Origin of the sequence: Kaistella antarctica (assembly GCF_900109615.1) — a bacterium.
GTDB lineage: Bacteria > Bacteroidota > Bacteroidia > Flavobacteriales > Weeksellaceae > Kaistella > Kaistella antarctica.
The window spans coordinates 247998-271088 of sequence record NZ_FOIX01000004.1 but is presented as its reverse complement, the minus strand read 5'-3'; the positions used below and the strand labels follow the sequence as shown (position 1 = coordinate 271088).

Here is a 23091-nt window from a genome sequence, read left to right as displayed (position 1 = left end):
ATTTTACTTTCTTGATAAAATTTCTTTTCGGAAACTTCCATCAGAATTAGCTAATTCAAGTACGATATTTCCTTCTTCTAGATAACCAATCGTCGCAGTTCCATCAGCCAGTTGAACTCTATAAACCTCTTTTTTAGTAGAAGGTTTAAAAGTTGCGTAGGGAACAGAGTTATTCGGATTGACTAAAATAAATTCTCCGTTGGCCAGAAAAATTCGATTGAATGTTACTGAACCATTGCTGTATACTTCTGCTTTTTGATCTGCGGTAGCTTGTGTTTTGGGCGCAGGAACTACTTGAGCAGTGCTCTTTTCTGTGATAACTACTACCTCTTTTTTTACAGGTTCAGAATTGTTGTTATTTTCTCTTAGAATCACTGCGAATTGTTTTTCCACAGGCATTGACATCGGGAGATTTTTTCCAGCATCCTCCAGAGCAGCTCGCATTCCAGGTTCAAATTCTTTGATGGAAGATTTTCCTTCTAAAATTAAAAGGGATTTATTTTGACAATCTTTAAACTCAAGGATAAGCCTATTCTTGAACATGTTACTGGTGTCCGATAGATTTGCCGTGAGCACCTCACAAGGATTTTGAGCGAGCTCAGGTGGCCAATTTTCTTTGTTTTCGGGCAAAACAGTATATTTCTTTTGTTTCAGTTTGAGTTGAAGGAGTTCATTCAAGCCATACTTATTAACACCTTTATCATTGAATTTTTCTGGAACATAAATATATTGATAATCAGAAACTTGTTGTGCGAAGTAGAAAGTGATAAAAAGCAAGGACGAAAGCTGCAGAATCTTTTTCATAAATTTAATTTGGAGTGAAGTTATGAAATTTTCTAAATTATTTTTAACCTTATCGCTAATTGAATAATCTATTTTTCATATTTAGTGGTGTGAATTTTCGTCGCTTTCTGTCGGGAAAAAATCTATTTTTGCAGGCTGATGACCAAAAGAACTGTTAAGAGAAAAAACACCCGAAAAATTCATAAAAAACGCAAGAGACATTTTCTTTTGCGCCGGGAAATTCTTTTGCTGTTTTTAGCTTTGACTTTAGTAGGAACGGGCTTCTATTTAAAACAAAAAATCTCTTTTTATTACGCCATGTATTTCAACAAGTTCGAGCATAAAAAACTCTCGAATTCCGAAAGGGAGGAAAATAGAATTAATCGTATTATTGGCGATTATGCCGATAAAACTTTCGGGCTAGACGTTTCTCATTACCAACGAAAAGAAGATATCGATTGGGACAGTTTAAGTATTGGTCATCGAACAATTCCTATTGAGTTTGTCGTTCTTCGGGCAACCATGGGCAATAAATCTGCAGATAAGCACTTTGATGAATTCTGGACCCTTTCCAAAAAACACAACCTGGTACGCGGCGCTTATCATTTTTATAGAGCTGATGAAGATCCTGTATTGCAAGCCAATAATTTCCTGGCCAACGTAAAATTAGAATCTGGCGATTTACCACCTATTTTAGATATTGAAAAAATTCCCAAGAGAAAATCGACGCAAAAATTAATTGAAGATTTAAAGATTTGGTGCAAAATTGTGGAAGAAGCTTATGGTGTGAAACCGATTATTTACACCTATTACTATTACCATAAAGATTTTCTGAAAGGCGAGTTTGATGAGTATCCGCTTTGGTTGGCCAACTACAATGACGTTCCGCAACCAGCGCCAGATACCGATTGGAAGATCTGGCAGTTCACCGAAAATGGAATCGTTTATGGAATTAATACCAAAGTTGATTTAAACGTATTTAATGGAAATCTTTGGTCATTAAAAAGGCTGACTTTAGACTGACAAAAAAAAGGATGCTTGTCGGCATCCTTTCTTCTATTTAATATAATTGATTAGCTAACTTTATCCAATAAAATTTGCGTTTCTGCGTAATCTTCACCTTCTTTTTTGGCTAATTCAATAGCTTTCATTGCCCAAATTTTAGCGTTGGCTTTATCGCCTAACTTGAAATAGAGATTTGCAACGGTATCTGTATTTGCATAACCCGCCGCCAATTTCACGGATTGTTTTACCCAAAGTAAAGCTTTCTCTAAATTCCCTTTATCAGTTGCGTTTTCGAAAAAGTTCCAGGAAATAGAATTCAATTCATCTGAGGTAAATTGGGGCGAAGTTCCATCTTGATAATATTCGATAGCTAATTTTTGATATTCATTTTTATCCTTATTTAAAGCGGCAACTCTCATTTTTGATTTTAAAACCATAGCCTTCACTTCGGCATCTGACATGGTTTTTTTAGCTTCCGCTACATATTTTTGTTCGTCGAAAACTTTTGTTTTTTTGTCGTAAGAGTTATTGAATAAAGCATTTGCTTTGAAGGTATTCAGCGTTTTATTGTAAGATTCTTCAGGCATCACTTTTAGTAATTCCGCTTTGCGCGAAATGAATTCTCCGTAAAGAGGCGAGTTGCTGTCTTTCGTTAAGGCGAAAAGAATAGAGAAATCCTCTTGGTCCAACGGTTCTGCTTTTTTACCAGCGAAATACGTTGCCGCAGCCTTTGTTGCCAGATCAGCATCGGCAAAAGCGAAGATCTTAATGAAGCTTTTCAAAAATTCTGGATCTTTATTACCAGATTCAAATTTCTTCTTGAGCGCGCCCATTTGTTTGGCAGGATCTACCGCGTCTTTTCCAACGTTAATGAATTCTTCCGGCGGGAAATAAGAAGTAACCCGGTGAATTAATTCTCCGTCTCCATTAATGAAAAGATAAGTTGGATAAGCTCTCACATTATAAAGTTTAGCGATATCAATTCCTTCTCCTTTTTCCATATCAATTTTAGAATTGACGAAGTTGGCGTTGTAAAATTCTCCTACATTCGTTTGTGGGAAAACGTTTTTCGCCATCAGTTTACAAGGTCCGCACCAAGTGGTGTAAGCATCTAGAAAAAGTAATTTGTTTTCTTTTTTAGCCGTGGCCAAAAGTTCTTTGAAAGATTTGTTTTCCTCGAACTTCATTCCTTGCCCAAAAGAGAGTAGGCTAAAAAACAGGACAACTAACAATGATATTTTCTTCATTTTTATTTAAATTTATTCAGTTGCTAAGCTAAACAATTCTGCAAAAAACCGACTTAGGATTTACATTTATTTTATAAATGAGTCTTATTGCGACTAAAGTTAATTCTTCATTGAAAATTTTAGAAAAATGGTTCTTCTTTTACATCTCTTCGCATCTTCTCTTCTCTAATTCTTACTCATTTAATTTCCGTACTTTTGCACCTTTCAAAATCAATCAGTCCCAATACATAATGAATTACATTTCAGCCGAAAACCTTACGAAATCTTACGGAGTAAAGACCCTTTTCCGAGACATTACTTTTCATATTAATGAAGGCGATAAAATTGCCATCGTAGCCAAAAACGGTTCCGGGAAATCGACCTTGCTCAAAATTTTAATGAACAAGGAAATTGCTGATTCAGGAACAGTCGTCATTAATAAAGATATTCAGGTGGTTTTATTTGACCAGGAAATTGATTTTGAAGGCGAACTGAATGTGGAGGAATTTATGATGACTTTGGATTCAGCTCCGATTATGGCGTTGAAGAATTATCATCACGCATTAATTTCTGAGAATCCTGATGATATGGATAAAGCGCTGAATGAAATGGAAATTCACGAAGCTTGGGATTTGGAAAATGAGATGAGTCAGATTTTGACTCAGTTGAAAATTACGGACTTAACTTCCAAAATGAAAACTCTTTCTGGTGGTCAGATTAAGAGAGTTGCCCTGGCAAAACTTTTGGTTGAAACACGCGCTCAGCACCGTCACACTTTGTTGATCATGGATGAGCCGACCAACCATTTGGATGTGGACATGGTCGAATGGTTAGAAAATTATCTGTCTAAAGCGATGGTGACTTTACTTTTGGTAACTCACGATAGATATTTCTTGGATGCGGTTTGTGATATTGTTTGGGAGATTGAAGATTTTAATTTATACGTTCACAACGGAAGTTATGCGACGTATTTGGAGAATAAAATTATTCGTGAAGACAATATGAACTCTACGATTGACAAAGCGCAAAACCTTTACAGAAAGGAGTTGGAGTGGATGCGTCGTCAACCTAAAGCACGTACTACGAAATCGAAATCACGACAAGATGATTTTTATGAAACTGAAAAAGTTGCAAAAACCGACACTCGAAAAGAAAAGTTGGAACTTGATTTTGAAATGAAGCGTCTTGGAACTAAGATTTTAGAATTACACGATATCAGCAAAAGCTACGGAGATAATTTATTACTGAAAGATTTCTCTTACCAGTTTCAACGTGGTGAAAAAGTTGGAATTGTTGGTAAAAATGGCGCTGGAAAATCAACGTTATTAAATATTATTCAAGGTTTAGAACCTTATGATTCCGGCTCAATTGAAACTGGAGAAACAATTAAGTTCGGTTATTTCGCCCAGAAAGGATTAAAGTATAAAGAGGATCAACGAGTGATTGACTTCATTAAAGATATTTCAGAAAATTTCCCGTTAGCAAACGGAAGAACGATCTCTGCCTCGCAGTTTTTGCGTCTTTTCTTATTTGATGATCAAACACAATATGCGCCTATTTCGAAACTTTCGGGAGGTGAAAAACGTCGTCTGCATTTGATGCATGTTTTGTATCAGAATCCAAACTTCTTGATTTTCGATGAGCCGACCAATGATTTGGATCTTCCAACTTTGACGGTTTTAGAAAATTTCCTTTTGCAGTTCCAGGGCAGTTTGATTATTGTTTCACACGATAGATATTTCATGGATCGTATTGTAGATCACGTTTTAGCTTTTGAAGGCGACGGAGTAATCAAGGATTTTGTTGGGAACTTTTCAGAGTATCGCGAAAAAAAATCACAAGAACAAAATAAGAAAGTGGCTGCTGCAGTTGTAGAAGCTGTCAAGAAAGTTGAAACCGTTCAGTCCAGTTCTGCTGAGCCTGTAAAAAAATTATCGTTCAAAGAGCAAAAGGAGTTGAAAGACATCGATAAAGAAATGCCTAAGTTGGAAAAACAACGCGCGGAAATTCTGGAAAAGCTCAACAATGAAACGGAGTACGAAAAGATTTCTGTTTTCTCCAGCGAATTAGAAAAGATTGCCGATAAACTTCAGGAGTTAGAAATGCGTTGGTTGGAACTGCAGGATTAATCAGAAGCCACGAATTAACGAATTTTTCTTTTCAAAATATTAAATAGGAACGGGCTTTAACCCGTTTTTGTTTTATGGTAGAAGTTGGCTCTAGACAAAACTTAAAAAAACAAAGGAACATTCATAATATTTTTTTAGCAAATTCAGTAAAAAATATCAAAAGATTAAATTGAGGTGTCATCACTTTTCATTTAATATCTAAAAAGCTTTTGCGTTCTTTGCTGTCAAATAATTTTTAGAATGAGCAACGATCAAAAACTTGAAGCAAAATACGGACTCTTTACCGCCATTTCGATGGTGATCGGACAAGTGATTGGATCTGGTATTTTCTTTAAAGTTGATGACGTTTTATCCGCGACGCAAGGAAATGTCCTCGCTGGACTTTTAGGTTTTCTAATCGTTGGGATCAGTGTTGTATTTGCCGGCATTTCAATGGCAAACTATGCTGAGCTTTTACCACAAGGTGGCGGAATCTTGAATTATGTAAATTATCGATTCGGCCAAACCGCCAGTTATTTTGTAGGATGGATGTACATGAGCTTGTTTTATCCGGCTTTAACCGCCGTCCTTTTCACCGTGTCTGGGATTTATATTGCCCACTTAATTTCAGAATTCATCAACTTTTCGCCAACACCTTTGCATTTCGCTCTAATTGGTTTGGTTAATCTTATCATTTTCTTTTTCATCAATATTTTGCGACCGAAGAGTAGCGGCATTTTTCAGCAGATGACTACAGTGCTGAAAGTTTTACCTCTAATTTTTATTGCCTCTCTCGGAATATTAAGTTTATTTAAAGGTGATGTAGGCGCGGTTAACACTTTTACGCAAGTTGGAAGTGGCCTACAAAACCAATCCTTTATCCTCTTGGTTGCTGCCAGTTTTATTCCGATTTCCTTTGCTTTTGATGGTTGGTATATCGCGACGCAGATTTCGGGCGAGATTAAAAACTCAAGTAAGAACTTACCGAAAGCATTAATTATAGGAACCATTTCCGTGATGGTGATTTATATCGCATATTATTTAGGAATCGTGTTCCGAATGAGTGGTGCAGAAATCATTCAGTTAAAAGACACTTACATCACGGAGTTTGCGAGAAAAATCGCCTCCAACTCGGGTGCTTTATTAATGCAGTTGTTCATTATTATTTCTGTTCTAGGAACTTCTAATGGTTTATTACTAGCCACGATTCGAGTTCCTTATCAGTTTTCGAATTTGGAAAAATCTACAAAGTTTCTGAACCTAAGTAAAGTTGATGAGAAAACTAAAATGCCTGTAAATAGTGCGATTTTCGGCACAGTCATTATTATCCTCTATCTTTTCATTTATTACATCACCAATACGCATTCTTTTTTCACATCAAGAAATTTTGATATTTCTGCAATCCCAATCATCTTTATTTATTTGGTTAACGGTGCTTTGTTTTTAGGCCTGTTTCAATTATTTAAAAAGAAATTATTTTCAACGAATTCATTAATTAAAAAGGTGATGGCCATCATTGCAGTTCTTGGAATCGTAATTGTCCTCTTCGGAACAGCAAGTGCACAAAATGGAATCACCTATTTTATCATTAATCTCATCTTTCTTCTGACAGGTTTTGTGCTCATGCGCAGAAACTGATAAAAGTCATTCTTCATTTATTTTTCTCATTTTCAATGAATTAAACACCTGTTTTAAAGTTTATTTAGAATAATTACAAATAGCCTTGTCTATTAGCAAATCGTTTTTTACTTTTGCATCGTTATTTTAATTCAGTCTAAATAAAAACGTCCTATGAAAAAACAGATTATTTCACTTGGAGCTTTACTAATTGTCTCGTCACTTAGCGCACAGATGCAGTTTCAGCCAGAAAGTGATACCATTAGAATTCAGCAAATTGAAGATATCAATCTTCACAAAACTGGTAATCCTAACATTGCAAAGCCAATGTCATCAAAGTCAAATTTGACGATAATGGAAAATCCGCAGCCAGTTGCCATTGTTACGCATGAAATTATTGAGCAGCAACAATCAAAACAATTGAGCGATGTTCTTCAAAATGTCAACGGTCTATATATTACGTCCTCGAGAGGAAACTCTCAAGATAGTTTTGGTGGACGTGGATTCAACTTCGGAAACGATAACATTTTTAAAAACGGTGCCAGAGTGAACAGCGGAGTTTTTCCTGAAGTTTCTGGGCTAGAAAGAGTAGAGGTTTTAAAAGGCGGAAATGCCATGTTGTACGGAAACGTTGCTGCAGGTGGAGTTGTGAATTTAATTACCAAAAAACCAAGGTTTGCCAATGGTGGAACTGTCGGTTTTAGTGGAGGTAGCTGGAATTCTTACAAGCCAACCGTCGATTTATACGGTCCTTTGTCAAAAAGTATTGCTTTCAGAGTAAATGGGGCTTATGAAAAAGCAGATAGCTTCAGAGATGTGGTGGAGTCTGAAAAATATTACTTCAATCCTTCTATCTTATTCAATATCGGAGAAAATTCTCAGTTGATTGTAGAAGCAGATTATTTAAAGAATGATTTTACGCCGGATTTTGGAGTTGGGTCCATTACCAATAAAGATGAGTCGTACTCCATGAACACTTTGTTGCCGAGAAACGCTTTTGTCGGTGCAGACTGGCAGTACCAAAATGTGCAACAAGCTACAACCGGAATTACTTTTAATCATCAGTTTAATGATGTTTGGACTTTAAATGCTGTGGCTTCTTATCAAAACTACACCAAGGATTATTTTGCTACAGAAAGAGTTCAGTGGGAATATGACAATGCCAATCGATTGAACTGGAAAAGACCTTTGGGTAAATCCTATACCGAACAAAATTACACCTCGTTACAAGTTAATTTGAATGGTGAGTTCAAAACCGGAAGTGTTAATCATAAAATATTAGTCGGCTCCGATGGAGATTATGGAACTACCGATTCGTATACTTTTTTAGATAAAGCCTCTGGTAAACTAATCGATCGTAAATTATTCCACGGAACAAATGGAGCTGCAAATGGCACAATTTACTTAGATGATCCTTCAAGCTGGGCGGCTGGTGCAATGCCAGAATCCATTAAAAATGACAGAAATAGAATTCCGACCCAGAGATTTGGAATCTATGCACAGGATTTTATAGAGCTCTCAGATAAATTTAAAGTATTGGCTGGTTTGCGATATTCTTATATCGAGAACAAAGATTCTGAAAAGAAAAATTTTGTAACCAACGATAGCAAAAATTCTGCAGGTTCTGTAAATAGAGCGTTTTCACCCAAAGCAGGGTTGGTTTATATGCCAAATACGAACCTATCACTTTTCGCTACCTACACCAATTCCTTCGTTGCAAATACCGGAGTTGATGTGAATGATTCTTCGCTTAAGCCATCGATCATTGATCAGTTTGAGTTAGGAATGAAAAAGAATTTTTGGAATGATGCTGTAGCTTTAAATCTATCGCTTTATCAAATAGAAAATCGTAATTTTTATCAAAGCGTTGAATATTCTACTCCAGGAAAAGACGTGAAAGAATTTGCCGGTAAAATGAGAAGTAGAGGTGTTGAACTAGACATCACCGGAAATCCTTACCCGAACTTATCGATTATCGCCGGAGCTTCTTATAACCATTCGGTTTATTTAGATACGCCAGCTGATTTTGGATATGTAGAAAATCAAAGATTGGTACGAACACCAGCAACTACAGCTAATGCTTCCGTTTTCTATACCTTCAACAATTATGTGAAAGGTTTGAAATTAGGCGCCAGCGTTTATTTCATCGGCGATAGAATCGCAGGTTGGAATGATACGAAGAAAACCGATAAAGAAAGAAACGGAGTTTCAAGATTTTTGGAAGTTGATGATTATGTGACCGCGTCTATCTCTGCTGGATACGACTGGAAGAAATTCTCCGTAATGGGGAAAGTTGGAAACTTGTTTGATTCTGTGAACTATAATTACCATGAGAATTATTCGGTTAACCCAATCACGCCAAGAAACTTTTACGTGACCTTGACTTATAAACTGTAATAAAAATACTTCATATCATTTAATATTTATAATAAGAGCAGTGGAAATTTCGGTTTCCACTTCTGTTATTAAAGAGGTCAACATATCAATCAAAAAAACAGAAAACGATGGCAGCAATTAAAGATACCAAATCATTCATGCGGATTACACACCGCTATTTAGGCTATTTCGCCGCCGGCATTATGGCCGTTTATGCCTTGAGCGGCGTTCTTTTAATTTACCGCGATACCAATTTTTTAAAGTCAGAAAACAAATACGATGTCGTCTTAAAACTAAACATGACTGAAAAGGAATTGGCTAAAGAAATTAAAATGAAAAATGTGGAGTTTAAAGCAGGTGACGGCGATTTGAAAACCTTTAAAGAAGGAACCTATAATGCTAAAACGGGCGAAGCAAAATATACTAAAATGCAATTCCCTTTTGTTTTAGAGAAATTTAATCAGTTGCATAAATCGACTTCTACGCACCGGTACGCCACCTTGAATACCGTTTTCGGACTAACCCTTTTCTTCTTTGTAATTTCTTCTTTCTGGATGTTTAATTTTAAATCTAAAGCTTTCCGTCGCGGTATGATTTACGCCGGAATCGGATTTGTTTTGGCGGTGATTATGGTGTTCTTTCAATAATGGTTGAATCATAAAAGCCACAAAAGCCACAAAAGTTCAAAAAAGAAAGCACACCAAGAGTTTCATTGAAGCTCAATGATTTCTACCTTTCTAATGAAATCTTCATGGTGAATTCTAGAGCCTGAAATCTTTTATCAGTCCAATCTGATAGCCCTGAGTGCAGCGACATCCTTTTATGAAACTTTAGTGGAGTAAAAGATACAGCGGAAAGCAGGTTCTCGGCTCCTAAAAATTGAAGATATTTCAAGATAGAAATCCGTCTTAATCAATTGCCGATTTAGAAAAAAAAGTTATCTTTGCACCCTTATAAATAATCGGGACGAGTTCCCACTAATTAATCGGGACGAGTTCCCACAAAATCAAACATTTATGTCAGTAAAAATTAGATTACAAAGACACGGTAAAAAAGGTAAACCTTTCTACCACATCGTAATTGCCGATGCAAGAGCAAGTAGAGATGGTAAATTCATCGAAAAAATCGGTACTTACAATCCAATTGTTAACCCAGCTGTTATCGAACTTAACGTAGATGCTGCAGTAAAATGGTTAAACAACGGAGCGCAACCAACTGACACGGCTCGTGCTATTCTTTCTTACAAAGGAGTTCTTTACAAAAGACACTTACAAGGTGGAGTTGCTAAAGGTGCTTTCGATCAGGAAGCAGCAGACAGCAAATTCGCAACTTGGTTAGAAGGAAAAGACCAACAAGTTCTTGGTAAAAAAGACGGTTTAGCAAAATCGAAAGATGATGCAAAAAAAGCTGCCTTAGACGCTGAAGCAAAGGTAAACCAAGGAAGATTGGATGCTGCTGCTAAAGTTGAATCTGATGCAAAAGCTGAAGCTGACGCTAAATTAGCTGAAGAAAAAGCGGCTCAAGATGCCAAAGACGCAGAAGCAAAAGCAGCACAAGATGCTAAAGATGCAGAAGCAAAAGCGGCTGAAGATGCTAAAAATGCACCAGTTGAAGAAGTAAAAGAAGAAGCTACAGAAGAAAAAACTGTGGTAGAAACTGTTGCTGAATCTTTAGGTACAGCTGCAGCTGCAGTAGAAGGAGCTGTTGATTCTGTAAAAGAAACAGTAGCAAACGTAACTGAAAAATTGACTGGAAGCGACGACAAAGAAACTGAAGAAGGTGCTGACGAAGCTAAAGCTTAATAAAATTTCTTATATTAAGAATTATGGAGGCGTCATTTTTTGACGCCTTTATTATTTTAAAACCCTTTATATTTGCACCATGAAAAAAGACGATTGCTATTTTTTAGGTAAAGTTACCCGCAGACACGGATTGCACGGAAATGTATTCCTGAAGCTCGATACCGATCAACCTGAAATGTACACCAAGTTAAGTTCGATATTCGTTGATATCAACGGCTTATTGGTGCCTTTTTTTATTGCAAAACAATCTTGGAGCAAAGGCGAAACGCTGATTGTTTCTTTCAAAAATTCTACCGAAGCTTTGGTGGATCAAGTTGTAGGTAAAGATGTTTACTTGCCGCTCACTGGCTTGCCAAAACTTACTGGCAATAAATTCTATTACCATGAAGTGGTCGGCTTTGAAATCCGCGAAGAAGATGGTAAATCTTGTGGAATTATCGAGACGATCAATGACCAAACTGGGCAGCACTATTTCGTGTTGGATTTAGGCGGGAAACAAATCGTGATTCCTATTATCAGAGATTGGATCCTTGAATTAAACCGTGAGGAGAAATTCATTAAAATGTCACTGCCAGAAGGTTTGATGGATGTTTTCTTAATTCCGTCTAAGAAGGACGAGTAAAAATTGTGTTTTTTTTAACTGCCTATTTACTGTAGTCAAAAGCTAATTTCCTTATTTTTTTGGGCGAACATTTCCGCCTTCCACTCCCAATCTTTTTTCGCCCTTTCCAAAGGCCTGCCGAAAAAAGGATTTCCGTTCAAGTCGGGTCGCAACTCCGTATTTCTTCAAAAATCAGTTCCAAATTTTCCAGAAATTCTTTGCTAAAAATTTTTCCTTTCATCAAGAATTACGCCAATTTTTAGTAAGTTTGCATCTATTGATTTTAAGTAAATATGAGAACGACAATTAAAGAATTATTAGGAGATTATAAAAAACTAATTCATCACGACATTACCGTGCAAGGCTGGGTTCGGGCATTTCGCTCCAACCGCTTTATTGCCTTGAATGATGGCTCGACTATTAACAACTTACAGATTGTGGTTGACTTCGAACAATTTGATGAAAGCATTCTTAAAAACATCAGCAATGCTGCCTCACTGAAAATCGTTGGCGAAGTGGTTGAAAGCCAAGGAGCTGGTCAAAATATCGAAATCATTGCCAAGAAAATTACAATTTTAGGCGATAACTTTACGGAGGAAAGAGATAAAACAATACTTCAACCCAAGAAGCATTCCTTAGAAATTTTACGTGAGCAAGCGCATTTGCGTTTTCGCACCAATTTATTCAGCGCGATTTTTCGCGTGAGAAGTTCGGTAAGTTTTGCGATTCATCAGTTCTTCAATCAGAACCAATTTTTTTACATGAACACGCCCGTAATTACTGGCGCAGATGCAGAAGGAGCTGGTGAAATGTTTGGCGTTACCAACTTTGATCTAAATGCAATTCCACGCGACGAAAACGGTGCGATTGATTTTAACCAAGACTTCTTTGGTAAGAAAACCAACTTAACAGTTTCTGGTCAATTGAACGTAGAAACTGCGATGATGGGCTTGGGAAGAGTGTATACTTTCGGACCAACATTCCGGGCAGAAAACTCCAACACTACGCGTCACCTCGCGGAATTCTGGATGGTAGAACCTGAAGTTGCCTTCAATAATTTAGAAGACAATATCGATCTGGCTGAGGATTTCTTAAAATACGTCATCACTTATGTTTTAGAAAATTGCAAAGATGATTTGGAGTTTTTAGATAAACGATTTGCAGACGAGCAAAAACAAAAACCAGAAAAAGACAGAGCTTCGGAAGGTTTGTTGGAGAAATTACAAAACGTTCTTCAAAAACGATTTAAAAGAGTATCTTATACGGAAGCATTTGAGATCCTTAAAAATTCCAAAGAAAATAAGAAAGGTAAATTTCAGTATCCGATTGAAGAATGGGGTGCCGATTTACAAAGTGAGCACGAACGATTCTTGGTTGAAAAACATTTCCTGTGTCCAGTGGTTCTTTTTGATTATCCAAAAGAGATCAAGGCTTTCTACATGAAACTTAATGAAGATGGAAAAACCGTTGCTGCCATGGATGTTTTATTCCCAGGAATTGGCGAAATCATCGGAGGTTCTCAAAGAGAAGATAAATTCGATATTCTGCAAGCCAAAATGAAAGACATGAACGTTGATGCAGAAGAGCTTTGGTGGTACATGGATACCCGTAAATTCGGTTCTGTGCCACACGCAGGTTTCGGACTTGGTTTAGAAAGACTAATTCTTTTCGTAACAGGAATGACGAATATTAGAGATGTAATTCCTTTCCCAAGAACGCCTCATAGTGCGGAGTTTTAAATTTAATTATATTAACTTTGTTAGAAATGACAGTCCATGGAAAATTTGATTGTATATCCTGAGAATCAAAAACAGCTAAGTATTTTAAAATCACTTTTAGAAGAAATGAAAATTCGTTTCAAAAGTGAACAAAAAGAAATGGTGAGAATAAATATTTCAAATCAAGCGAAGAATTCAATTCTAAAAGGATTAGTTGATGCGGAAAAAGGAAACTTAGTTAGTGAAAAAGAAGCCAATCAATTTTTTGAAGATGTTATCAATCAAATGGACTGAACACGCAAAAAGAGAAAATGCAGATATCTTAAAATTTTGGATCAAACATAATCAATCAAATGTTTATTCCAAAAAAATCAGTAAGGAAACCACTAAAAAACTATCCCTGCTGAAGAAGAATATCTTGATGGGTGAAGAATTGGAAGAATTTGATACCGTTCGAAGAATTTTGATATTAGAAAACTTCTCTCTTTTTTATACGATTGAAGGCAATATTATCAAAATACTTTCCTTTTGGGACAACCGAAGAAATCCAGAGAATTTAGAAATTTAAATAAAATATAGGTTAATATAAAAGATGTTAAAACAAAACTTTCAATTGCGCCTCGGTCAGAAATTGGCTCCACAACAAATTCAATTGATGAAGTTGATACAACTACATACGCTGGAATTTGAAGAAGAATTGGAGCGGGAACTGGAAGAGAATCCTGCGCTGGAAAAAGTGAAGGAAGAAAATAAAGAAGATGAATTTTCAAGCGATGACAGTTTTGAAGAGGAAGGCAACGAAAGTATCGACACCGATTTCGACGTAAACGATTATATTTTTGATGATGAACCCGCTTACAAATCATCTGCTAATAATTATTCTGCTGACGACGAGGAGTTTGATAATCAGGCACTCTTGACAGAAGGACAATCTTTATACGATTATCTTCTGGAACAAATTTATTTGGCCAATATTGATAACGATGATTTAAAAATCGCTGAATACATTATTGGAAACCTTGATAACGACGGCTATCTTCGTAGAGAAGTGAAGCAGTTGGTTGACGATTTAGCCTTCTCCCAATCGCTGGTTACCACGCCAGAAAAAGTGACTGAAATCTTAGAAAACTACGTTCAAAAATTAGATCCGTCTGGCGTTGGCGCTAGAGGTTTACAAGAATGTCTTTTATTACAGATCGAGAAAAAAGTCAGTGGTGATAAATCGGTTACTTTAGCAGCGACTATTTTGAGAAATCAGTTTGATGCTTTGACGAACAAACATTACAACAAGATTATTCAGAAATACGATATTGAAGAAGAAGATTTGAAAGACGCATTAGATGTAATTTCAAACCTGTCGCCCCGAGTTGGTGGGAATTTCGATACCCAAACAATTACCATTAACCAGGAAATTATACCAGATTTCTTAATCACCGTCAAAGACAATGGTCCAAGAGGCGTTGATGTAATTCCTTCTTTGAATAGCAAAAATGCACCTTCGCTGCGAGTTTCAGATGAATACAAAGATATTTTAACCACTTATTCTCACGACAAAAAATCAGCTGAACACAAACAAGCAGCCTTGTTCATTAAGCAGAAATTAGATGCAGCGAAATGGTATATCGATGCTATTAACCAGCGTCAGAACACTTTGTTGCAAACGATTTCAGCGATTGTAAAGTTGCAGAAAGAATATTTCATTACGGCCGATGACAAATCATTGAAACCGATGATTTTGAAGGATGTTGCAGATATTACTGGTTTTGATATTTCTACAATTTCTAGAGTGGTAAAAAGCAAATATGCCGATACTCCGAACGGAATTGTTTATTTGAAAAGTTTATTCTCTGATTCATTGACCAACGATGATGGCGAAGAGGTTTCTACCAAAGAAATTAAAACCCACTTGATGGATATCATCGATGCGGAGAGCAAAAGAAAACCGTATACCGATGACGCATTGGTAGGTCTTTTAAAAGAAAAAGGTTACAATATTGCCCGACGTACGATTGCAAAATATCGTGAACAGTTGAATATTCCGGTAGCGCGTTTGAGAAAAGAATTGTAAATAATACTTTATAGAAATTTAAAGAAGAGGGGAATTTTAATTAATTTCCCTCTTCTATATTTTGGAGCTGTTGTAAATTTCTGCCTAATCGTCTTAAGATAAATCCATAAACAACGCGGTAATAAAACCAGATTAATAGCACGCTGATTCCCATAGTTAAAATTAATCCGGCGATGAAACCAAACTTGGTGTCACTATCCAGTTGAATATGTTGTTCCGCCAAAACCATTGAAATAAAGATTCCCAAAACCGCAGTGAATAAAATCACCAAAACAATATTCGCCAGTATGAATAACTGTACGGTTTTTTTAAACTTAATGATTTGCAGAATCAATTTTTTAAGGTTTGATTCAATATTAATCTTCCGATAATTTTGATAAAATAAATAAACGAAAACTGCCGTCAGCGCTAAACTGACCATCTTTAATATGAGGTAAAGTTGAGAAATTGTACTTTCAAAACTGACTGAATCTGTAATGCCTAACTTCCCTAAAACACTCATCAAATCAGTGGTGTCTTCGCCCAAAAAAGTATAGTATAAATTGGCGCCCAGAATCAGTAAAAATTCTACGATGCTGATCCATAAAATATATTTCACATAGTTCCGCGACGATTTATTCAGCATCGATTCAATTTCGCTGGTATTGTATTTTGGTTCAACAGGTTCTTGTTGCCAAGTTTTTTTGAAACTATCTAAATCAAATTCAGGCATGTTTTTCCATTAATTGTTTTAAAGTTTTCTTCAATCGATTCATTTTCACTCTGGCATTAACCTCGGTAATTCCTAAGTTTTCTGCAATATCGCGGTACGGTAAATCGTCCAGATACATGGTGACAATCGCTCGTTCCACATTCGGTAGCATTTTGATCACTTTATATAGCGTTGAAATATGCTGCTGTTTTTCATCATCAATTTCCAGAAATTCACTGTGATGAAAATCCATCAATTCGTCCGTTTGCGGTGATTTTGTTTTCTTTCGAAAGAGCGTAATTGCTGTGTTCAAAGCAACTCTGTACATCCACGTAGAAATTTTCGACTGTCCTTTGAATGAGTCGTAAGAACGCCAAAGTTGTAACACAATCTCTTGAAAAAGATCTTGCTCATCTTCCAAAGTATTGGTATAGAGCCGCGAAACCTTGATAATCAAACCTTGATTATCTTTAATTAGTTTTGCGAATTCTTTTTCTTTGGCACTCAAACTTTGAAGATTTTTGTAAAGAGCGAAGATAAATTTTTTTAAATGAAATTAATATAAATTCAATATTTATCCTATAATTTCAGCGCGGATGCTTTCAGGTTTTCACTTAAGCTACCATGTAATTTATTATATTTGCCTCATGATTCTACGCGGAGAAAATTTAATTAAAGAATACGGTCCTAAAAAAGTGGTAAAAGGCGTTTCTGTGGAAGTTGCACAGGGCGAAATCGTCGGCCTTCTCGGTCCGAACGGTGCTGGAAAAACTACTTGTTTCTATATGATTGTCGGTTTGGTGAAACCAACTTCTGGGAAAGTTTTTTTAGATAATAAAGAGATAACCAATGATGCGATGTACCGTCGTGCTCAGAATGGAATCGGCTATCTGGCGCAGGAAGCATCCGTTTTCAGAAAACTTTCAGTAGAGGATAATATTTTGGGTGTTCTGCAATTGACTAAGCTTTCAAAGCGCGAACAACAAATGAAATGCGACGAACTGATCGAAGAGTTTTCTCTGGAACATGTTCGAAAAAACCGTGGCGATTTATTGTCTGGAGGTGAAAGACGAAGAACTGAGATTGCACGTTGTTTGGCAACCAGCCCGAATTTTATATTACTCGATGAACCTTTTGCGGGAGTTGACCCGATTGCCGTCGAAGATATTCAGAAAATTGTACGAAGCTTGGTTGATAAAAATATTGGAATTTTAATTACAGATCACAACGTCCAACAGACTTTAGCGATTACGCACAAGACTTATATTATGTTTGAAGGTAGGATTTTGAAAGAAGGACTTCCGCACGATTTGGCTAATGATCCACAGGTTCGGGATGCTTATCTGGGTGAAAACTTCGTGTACCAGGATATTTTGAACAAGCCGAAGAGAAGATCATTCGTCTATAATATCTGGGCTGGAAATTTCGATTCTAAAAGACAATTTCAGTCTTTTGTCGATGATCATTTTCAGGAGAGCGACAGTCTGCGGGTAATGTATGGTTTTGAAGATATCAGTTTTGCTTCTTTAGCCAATTCTGAAATCGAACATATCTTTAATGAAGTGGTTGATAAAAATTCCAACAATTCATTTCTATTTCAAAAGAAGGAAATCAATTTAAATTATACTTTAGAAACTGCACAGGTCAATTCAAATATTCTCAGCAAACCAGAATTGCGCTATCTAACCAGCTTTGCCTTTGAATCATAAAGCATATAATTGAAAACGTTCATCTTCGGTTCAATTTTTTAAAGTAGAATCATAGTAAGTTTTTTGTGGTTCAGTAATTCCATTTTTTTTAGTGTAAACTATGCCGAAACCATTTAATAGAACCATTACCCTTTATCATATTTATCAGCAACTGATTCCTTTCATTAAACCTTATCGGTTGATGATTTACGGAACTTTGTCGCTGACTTTAGTTGGTGCTTTACTGGCGCAGGTAAATCCTTTGGTTTTAAAATATACGGTTGATGAAGTTACTGAACTGATTCAGCTTCCAGATCCAATGGCAGATGGAATTCACGTCTTGGTCGTTATCTCAGCCATCTTATTAGGCAAGGAATTACTGAATATTTTCATTCAGTTTGGCCAAAAATTTTATGGTGAAAAAATCAGAATCAGCACCAGTTCTGTATTGGCGCAAACGGCGATTGATAAAATCCTAACGTATAGCGTCGCTTTCTACACCAACGAAAATCACGAGTCCGGAAAGCTTCAACAAAGAATTGATCGAGGAATTGAGAGTTTAACCAAACTTGTTCAGAATTTCTTTATCGATATTTTACCCCTGTTTTCAAATGCCTTGATTGCTTTAGTAATCATGTATATGCAAAATGCTTATGTCGGTTTAGTTTCTACCATTGTTGTTCCTATTTATTTCACCATCAGTTCTTTACAAGCGAAAAAGCTGTCTGGCGTTCGGCGTCAGTTGAGAAATCAGCGGGAGCAAAAAACGTCAGGACTTTTAAATTTAATCAATTCGATTATGGTTATTAAAAGTTTTGTGCGTGAAAAATTTGAAGGAAAAAAGCAGTACGATTTACAAATGCAGCTCATGGACAGCCAAATGTTCACCCGCAGAACCAATTTTATTTATGATGGTTTAAAAACTTTTATCGAACAGATCGGAGTTGTATTAATTATTCTTTTAACCGTTTATTTGGTGCTCGATCAGCAAATGACGATTGGGGCGATTATGTTGCATATTCTTTTGTTTAATAATGTTTCGGCGCCAATTCGTCAACTTCACCGGATTTACGATGATATGAACGATGCTATGATTTACGCAGAAGGCTATTTTGATATCATCAATGCGGAAGATCAAACCGAACCCAACGGTACTTTCGTTGAAAAAAATATCAAAGGAAAATTTGAATTAAAGAACATTGATTTCACTTATCCGAATGGAACCAAAGCTTTACACAATGTTTCGATGACCTTCGAGAATGGAAAAACTACGGCGCTGGTTGGTTTGAGTGGTGCTGGAAAATCGACCATCATTAATCTTTTATGCAAATTTTACTTACCAGATACGGGAAAGATTTTATTAGATGAAGTTGACTTGAATGATTTTGATAACACTTCTTTGCGAAACGATATCGGTTTGGTTCTACAAAAAAATCATATTTTTCAGGGAAGTATTGAGGACAATATCAGGTATGGAAATATGAATGCCAGCTTTGAAGAAATAGAAGCCGCTGCAAAAAAAGCTTATTTGCACAATCAGATTATCGAGTTACCAGACCAATATAAGCATGATGCCACACAATTATCGGGTGGTCAACAACAAAGGATTGCGATTGCGCGTTTGTTTTTAAAAGATCCACCGATTATCTTCCTTGATGAACCCACGGCAAGTTTAGATGCAATTGCGACGGAACAGATTAAAAACTCGCTTGATGCCATTAAAGAAGGCAGAACCGTCGTCATCATTTCGCATTCTTTGTCGCAGATTTTAGATTCAAATTGTATTTATGTGATGAAAAAGGGAACGGTTGTTGAGAGTGGAACGCATGATGAACTGATCAGTTTGCAAGGCTCGTATCGCGAAATTTTTGATGCCTCGGCGAGAAGTTTAAACCTCGATAAATTACTGAGTTCCTTTAAAGAAAATTAATACTAAAATTTAAAAATGAAAAAATATATTTTTGTCCTTTTACCTTTATTTGCTGTTACATCTTGTACCAAAATAGAGGAAACCATCAACGAGCAGATTGAGAAAACCACGACCAGCGTTAAAGAAAAAGCTCAAAATGCAGTTAAAGAAACTTTGAATGAAACAGTGAGTAATTCATTAAATTCTTTAACCAATGCTGAAAATGCACAGTTTCAGGAAGTTTTTCCGAATGGAGAACCAACCATGATTTCAGAATTTTCTGGTAAGAAATTTACTTTTCCAAACGGTTCACCAGCGTATATTTTTAAATATAAAGCTGAAAAAGAAATTTTGATTCCCTATTTGGAACAGCAGGAAACTTTGGATCAAGCGAAATCTGATCAGGTTGCCAAGAAAATCGATGGACAAACATTCATTGATAAGCTGAGTTTTGTGCAAAAATTTTTGCCGGCAAATACGATTGACATGAGTTTTTTAGAAGACATTAAAAAGGATAAAAACGTAGAATATTACAAATTGAAAAGATTTCCGAACAGCAGTACGATTATTTACAATCCGAAAACGAAACAGGTTTTTCAGTTCGTAGAAGTTGCCAAGAAAATTTAATATGTCTCCGAATTTAATTGAAAACACAGTCATCTTCGTCAAGAAAAAGCTTGATGGTGTAGAAGCCGGACACGATTGGTTTCACATCGAACGGGTTTGGAAAATATCAAAGAAAATTGCCGAAGAAGAAAAGTGTAATCTTCAGGTTGTTGAACTCGCAGCTTTACTTCATGATATCGCTGATCCAAAATTTCACGATGGTGACGAAACTTTAGCTTTAAAAATTTCTCGGGAGTTTTTAGAAGGTCAATCTGTTTCTACAGAAATTATCGACCAGGTTTTATTCATTATTCAAAATATTTCCTTTAAAAATAGGAGAGAAGTTCCAGCTGTTTTACCTATTGAATTGCAAATTGTGCAAGATGCAGATCGGCTTGATGCGATTGGCGCCATTGGGATTGCGCGGACTTTCAATTTTGGTGGCTTTAAAAATAATTTGATGTATCATCCTGAACTTCCACCTAGAATTAATCAATCGAAAGATGACTACAAAAAGTCAAATGGAACAACAGTCAATCATTTCTATGAGAAGCTGCTGCTTCTAAAAGATTTAATGAATACCGATTCGGGTAAAAAACTAGCAGAAGAACGACACGATTTTATGCTTCTATTTTTAGACCAGTTCTATCGGGAATGGAATGTAGAATAAGAGGATAGCGGTGAAAATTTCGATTTTTCACATCCTAATTTTATTTATCTTTACCCCATGTTTTATATATTTTTTCTGCTCGTTTTATTCCTTTCTTTCTGTCTGCTTTTTTCCGTGATAAAGACCGGTAGATTTCAATCTTGGGCAAAAGCGTTTCGGATTGTCATCGTGGCGATTTCAGCGGTGGTATACACTTTATATTTCGTTCAAAAAAGTTTAGATCAGTTTGTACAAGATTCTCTGACCGTTCAGGTCGTTAATAAATTACCTTTTCCTTTAGATTTTTATCTCATTAAAATTAATGATGATGCTGATCCTGATTTGAGATTTGAAACGCGCCACCTCGGTATGATTAGAAATAGTTATTACCGAATTGATTATTTGAAAATGGAGAAATCTGATCAATATTGGATTGCCGCTTATATGGGTAAAAAAAACCTGGTTTATTTCTCCCAACATTCTGTTCCCAATAAAAACGAAGACCAGATTATCGAAGTGCAAAATTACATCGTGCAAAGTTCACGGTTGGCAGACATTGCCAAATCTCGCATCGAAGCTCTGAAGTTCGATAATATAAAAACCGCGATTTGGATGACTTTGGGACTGCTTTTGTTATTTTTAAATATCGCCTTGTTATTTAAAACCGAGAAAGTAAAAGTTTTAAAGTAAGCCCAACAATTTGGATTCTGTTAACGATTGATTTGAAGGTTTCGGTTACGATGAGATTTTATAAGATTTAATTCTACCGAAATCGCACGATTGAAATTTTCAACTAAAAAAGACGAACCGAAGCCCGTCTTTTGAAAATAAGAAATTGATCAATTATTTACCTTTCTTTTCTTTCAATGCCTCTTTATCTTTATCTGATGGATTCCAAACTTTCACTTCAGAATCTTTAGTCACTCCAGACAATATCTGAACGTTAATTCCGTCACTAGCGCCTAGTTTCACATTCACCTTTTTAAATTTACCATCTGGCTGTTTCACTTCCACGAAAGAATTATCTTTGCCGTTAACCTTTTCATATTGGATTAAAGACTCATCCAACAGCAAAGCATTTTTCTGAGAACTTAAAATAATTTCGCCATTTGCGGAAAACCCAGCTCTGATATATTCATTCGTTTTATTAAAAACATCACCTTCAATCGGAAATTTAATCGTTCCTGCTTCATCTTTTCCTTTTGGTGCAATCATCGTCACACGCCCTGGAAACGATTTGTTTTGCAAGGCACCGATTACCACATTCATATCCATTCCTTCTTTTAATTTCCCAGCTTGAGCTTCATCAATCGTTCCTTCAAAAATCAGGGAATTCAAATCTGCAATCGAGCAAATCGTACTTCCAGCATTAAAGGAGTTGGCCTCAATCACCTGACTTCCTACTTTTACGGGAACTTCTAAAACTGTTCCATTGGCTTTCGACCGAATCTGAGTTGTCGCCAAACCAGCTAATTCTGGCGTTGCGCCAGTCTTCGCGATCTGAAGATTTTTCTGAGCAGTTTGTCTTTGTTGTTGCGCATTTCTCAGTTGTTGTTGTGTAGATTGTAACTGCTGCTGGGCAGAAATATATTCTTGTTTAGAGATCACGCCTTGCGAAAACAATCTTTGTTGCATGGCGAATTGCTTTTGTTGCTGCGAAACATTGATTTGAGCATTACTGATTTGTAGGTTGGCATTACTAATCTCCTGCGTCGCCGCATTCACATTCTGAATACTCGGCACAATTCGAATCGTCGCCACCAATTGACCCGCGATAACTTTGTCGCCTTCCGTCACTAAGATTTTATCGATAATTCCGGAGATATTCGGTTTTATTTCAATTTCCTCTCGCGGCACAATTTTCCCCGTTGCCATTACTTTATCGTCCATATTTTGGATGAAAGGTTTCTTAGTCAGGAACGCCTCGCTCTCTTTCGAATTCGAAGAAACCAGATAACTGATTCCCGAAATCAGCGCCACGACAAAGACCAAACCTAGAAAGATATACAGGGCTTTTTTAAAGGTGAACTTCTTTTTCATATACTTAGTTTATTTTTTAATTTTTTTTAGGGCGACTTTTCCGCCCTCCATTCCCGCTTTTTTGTTCGTCGTGCCTCCTCGCAAAAAGAGCTTCATTCAGGTCGGGTCGCAACCCGGTTAAAGATTCAAGATCATTTATAAATTATCCCTGAGCTAATATCAATTATCAATTATCAATCATAATTTATCAATGATTAATAATGT

Annotated in this window: 19 protein-coding genes and 2 pseudogenes; 16 read left to right on the top strand and 5 right to left on the bottom strand. The window is 36.3% G+C overall.

Annotated elements, in window-relative coordinates; translation table 11 throughout:
* Positions 1 to 3 precede the first annotated feature (3 nt).
* A complete protein-coding gene (locus BMX49_RS12930) occupies positions 4 to 804 on the bottom strand; it encodes a hypothetical protein (protein WP_051803727.1) in 801 nt (266 codons plus the stop codon).
* A 138-nt stretch (positions 805 to 942) separates the two neighbouring features.
* Here BMX49_RS12930 and BMX49_RS12925 point away from each other — a divergent pair, with 138 nt between their 5' ends.
* Positions 943 to 1806 (top strand): glycoside hydrolase family 25 protein, encoded by an 864-nt coding sequence (locus tag BMX49_RS12925; protein WP_034719460.1) that lies wholly within the window; start codon positions 943 to 945, stop codon positions 1804 to 1806.
* Between the two features lie 50 nt (positions 1807 to 1856).
* On the opposite strand, the gene BMX49_RS12920 is transcribed toward BMX49_RS12925, so the two are convergent.
* Positions 1857 to 3035: a thioredoxin family protein gene (locus tag BMX49_RS12920; protein WP_034719463.1), complete on the bottom strand. Its 1179-nt coding sequence runs from the start codon at positions 3033 to 3035 to the stop codon at positions 1857 to 1859.
* 230 nt (positions 3036 to 3265) lie between these two features.
* Between BMX49_RS12920 and BMX49_RS12915 the strand changes: the two genes are divergently transcribed.
* From BMX49_RS12915 to rpoN, 10 genes and pseudogenes are all read left to right on the top strand, one after another.
* Positions 3266 to 5143 carry an ABC-F family ATP-binding cassette domain-containing protein gene (locus BMX49_RS12915; RefSeq protein WP_034721265.1) on the top strand — a complete coding sequence of 626 codons (1878 nt, stop codon included), beginning with the start codon at positions 3266 to 3268 and terminating at the stop codon, positions 5141 to 5143.
* Positions 5144 to 5383: 240 nt separating this feature from the next.
* Positions 5384 to 6760: an APC family permease gene (locus BMX49_RS12910; RefSeq protein ID WP_034719465.1), complete on the top strand. Its 1377-nt coding sequence runs from the start codon at positions 5384 to 5386 to the stop codon at positions 6758 to 6760.
* A 153-nt stretch (positions 6761 to 6913) separates the two neighbouring features.
* Positions 6914 to 9136, top strand: coding sequence for a TonB-dependent siderophore receptor (locus BMX49_RS12905; protein ID WP_034719471.1), 2223 nt, complete (start codon positions 6914 to 6916; stop codon positions 9134 to 9136).
* Positions 9137 to 9243: 107 nt separating this feature from the next.
* Positions 9244 to 9762, top strand: coding sequence for a membrane protein (locus BMX49_RS12900; protein ID WP_034719473.1), 519 nt, complete (start codon positions 9244 to 9246; stop codon positions 9760 to 9762).
* Between the two features lie 369 nt (positions 9763 to 10131).
* A pseudogene (locus BMX49_RS12895) lies at positions 10132 to 10674 on the top strand (30S ribosomal protein S16); the annotation flags it as partial.
* A 322-nt stretch (positions 10675 to 10996) separates the two neighbouring features.
* The gene (gene rimM / locus BMX49_RS12890) at positions 10997 to 11539 is read left to right on the top strand and encodes a ribosome maturation factor RimM (RefSeq protein WP_034719479.1); all 543 of its coding nucleotides are present in this window, start codon (positions 10997 to 10999) and stop codon (positions 11537 to 11539) included.
* Positions 11540 to 11811: 272 nt separating this feature from the next.
* On the top strand, positions 11812 to 13257 hold the full coding sequence (gene asnS, locus BMX49_RS12885) for an asparagine--tRNA ligase (RefSeq protein WP_034719480.1): 1446 nt from the start codon (positions 11812 to 11814) through the stop codon (positions 13255 to 13257).
* A 36-nt stretch (positions 13258 to 13293) separates the two neighbouring features.
* Positions 13294 to 13530 carry a DUF2683 family protein gene (locus BMX49_RS12880; RefSeq protein ID WP_034719482.1) on the top strand — a complete coding sequence of 79 codons (237 nt, stop codon included), beginning with the start codon at positions 13294 to 13296 and terminating at the stop codon, positions 13528 to 13530.
* Positions 13508 to 13804: a type II toxin-antitoxin system RelE/ParE family toxin gene (locus BMX49_RS12875; RefSeq protein ID WP_034719483.1), complete on the top strand. Its 297-nt coding sequence runs from the start codon at positions 13508 to 13510 to the stop codon at positions 13802 to 13804. Before BMX49_RS12880 ends, BMX49_RS12875 begins: the two co-directional genes overlap by 23 nt.
* Positions 13805 to 13828: 24 nt before the next feature.
* Positions 13829 to 15304: an RNA polymerase factor sigma-54 gene (gene rpoN / locus BMX49_RS12870; protein WP_034719485.1), complete on the top strand. Its 1476-nt coding sequence runs from the start codon at positions 13829 to 13831 to the stop codon at positions 15302 to 15304.
* 40 nt (positions 15305 to 15344) lie between these two features.
* Here the strand turns inward: rpoN and BMX49_RS12865 are convergent, their stop codons facing one another.
* Together BMX49_RS12865 and BMX49_RS12860 are read right to left on the bottom strand one after the other, a co-directional pair.
* Positions 15345 to 16016 carry a DUF8845 family protein gene (locus BMX49_RS12865; protein ID WP_034719486.1) on the bottom strand — a complete coding sequence of 224 codons (672 nt, stop codon included), beginning with the start codon at positions 16014 to 16016 and terminating at the stop codon, positions 15345 to 15347.
* A complete protein-coding gene (locus tag BMX49_RS12860) occupies positions 16009 to 16503 on the bottom strand; it encodes an RNA polymerase sigma factor (protein WP_034719488.1) in 495 nt (164 codons plus the stop codon). The genes BMX49_RS12865 and BMX49_RS12860 overlap by 8 nt, the downstream gene beginning before the upstream one ends.
* A gap of 139 nt (positions 16504 to 16642) precedes the next feature.
* On the opposite strand from BMX49_RS12860, the pseudogene lptB reads away from it, so the two are divergent.
* The 5 genes and pseudogenes from lptB to BMX49_RS12835 all read left to right on the top strand — a co-directional run.
* Positions 16643 to 17368 (top strand): annotated as a pseudogene (lptB, locus tag BMX49_RS12855) (LPS export ABC transporter ATP-binding protein); the annotation flags it as partial.
* A 517-nt stretch (positions 17369 to 17885) separates the two neighbouring features.
* Positions 17886 to 19613: an ABC transporter ATP-binding protein gene (locus BMX49_RS12850; RefSeq protein ID WP_081864388.1), complete on the top strand. Its 1728-nt coding sequence runs from the start codon at positions 17886 to 17888 to the stop codon at positions 19611 to 19613.
* A gap of 15 nt (positions 19614 to 19628) precedes the next feature.
* Positions 19629 to 20219, top strand: a complete 591-nt coding sequence (locus BMX49_RS12845) for a hypothetical protein (RefSeq protein WP_034719490.1) — start codon at positions 19629 to 19631, stop codon at positions 20217 to 20219.
* Position 20220: 1 nt separating this feature from the next.
* Entirely contained in the window at positions 20221 to 20868 is a 648-nt protein-coding gene (locus BMX49_RS12840; protein ID WP_034719491.1) for an HD domain-containing protein, read from the top strand.
* A 57-nt stretch (positions 20869 to 20925) separates the two neighbouring features.
* Positions 20926 to 21537 (top strand): hypothetical protein, encoded by a 612-nt coding sequence (locus tag BMX49_RS12835; RefSeq protein ID WP_051803729.1) that lies wholly within the window; start codon positions 20926 to 20928, stop codon positions 21535 to 21537.
* 153 nt (positions 21538 to 21690) lie between these two features.
* Here the strand turns inward: BMX49_RS12835 and BMX49_RS12830 are convergent, their stop codons facing one another.
* Complete coding sequence (locus tag BMX49_RS12830) at positions 21691 to 22887, bottom strand: efflux RND transporter periplasmic adaptor subunit (RefSeq protein ID WP_034719492.1); 1197 nt, start codon at positions 22885 to 22887, stop codon at positions 21691 to 21693.
* Positions 22888 to 23091: the final 204 nt, after the last annotated feature.

Excerpts from the sequence above, each read along its gene's own strand:
- BMX49_RS12905 (WP_034719471.1), top strand. The coding sequence starts at position 6,914 with ATGAAAAAACAGATTATTTCACTTGGAGCTTTACTAATTGTCTCGTCA.
- BMX49_RS12835 (WP_051803729.1), top strand. The coding sequence starts at position 20,926 with ATGTTTTATATATTTTTTCTGCTCGTTTTATTCCTTTCTTTCTGTCTG.
- BMX49_RS12865 (WP_034719486.1), bottom strand. The coding sequence starts at position 16,016 with ATGCCTGAATTTGATTTAGATAGTTTCAAAAAAACTTGGCAACAAGAA.
- BMX49_RS12850 (WP_081864388.1), top strand. The coding sequence starts at position 17,886 with ATGATTTACGGAACTTTGTCGCTGACTTTAGTTGGTGCTTTACTGGCG.
- BMX49_RS12845 (WP_034719490.1), top strand. The coding sequence starts at position 19,629 with ATGAAAAAATATATTTTTGTCCTTTTACCTTTATTTGCTGTTACATCT.
- asnS (WP_034719480.1), top strand. The coding sequence starts at position 11,812 with ATGAGAACGACAATTAAAGAATTATTAGGAGATTATAAAAAACTAATT.
- BMX49_RS12920 (WP_034719463.1), bottom strand. The coding sequence starts at position 3,035 with ATGAAGAAAATATCATTGTTAGTTGTCCTGTTTTTTAGCCTACTCTCT.
- BMX49_RS12875 (WP_034719483.1), top strand. The coding sequence starts at position 13,508 with ATGTTATCAATCAAATGGACTGAACACGCAAAAAGAGAAAATGCAGAT.
- BMX49_RS12910 (WP_034719465.1), top strand. The coding sequence starts at position 5,384 with ATGAGCAACGATCAAAAACTTGAAGCAAAATACGGACTCTTTACCGCC.
- BMX49_RS12830 (WP_034719492.1), bottom strand. The coding sequence starts at position 22,887 with ATGAAAAAGAAGTTCACCTTTAAAAAAGCCCTGTATATCTTTCTAGGT.
- rpoN (WP_034719485.1), top strand. The coding sequence starts at position 13,829 with ATGTTAAAACAAAACTTTCAATTGCGCCTCGGTCAGAAATTGGCTCCA.
- BMX49_RS12880 (WP_034719482.1), top strand. The coding sequence starts at position 13,294 with ATGGAAAATTTGATTGTATATCCTGAGAATCAAAAACAGCTAAGTATT.
- rimM (WP_034719479.1), top strand. The coding sequence starts at position 10,997 with ATGAAAAAAGACGATTGCTATTTTTTAGGTAAAGTTACCCGCAGACAC.
- BMX49_RS12840 (WP_034719491.1), top strand. The coding sequence starts at position 20,221 with ATGTCTCCGAATTTAATTGAAAACACAGTCATCTTCGTCAAGAAAAAG.
- BMX49_RS12915 (WP_034721265.1), top strand. The coding sequence starts at position 3,266 with ATGAATTACATTTCAGCCGAAAACCTTACGAAATCTTACGGAGTAAAG.
- BMX49_RS12900 (WP_034719473.1), top strand. The coding sequence starts at position 9,244 with ATGGCAGCAATTAAAGATACCAAATCATTCATGCGGATTACACACCGC.
- BMX49_RS12930 (WP_051803727.1), bottom strand. The coding sequence starts at position 804 with ATGAAAAAGATTCTGCAGCTTTCGTCCTTGCTTTTTATCACTTTCTAC.
- BMX49_RS12925 (WP_034719460.1), top strand. The coding sequence starts at position 943 with ATGACCAAAAGAACTGTTAAGAGAAAAAACACCCGAAAAATTCATAAA.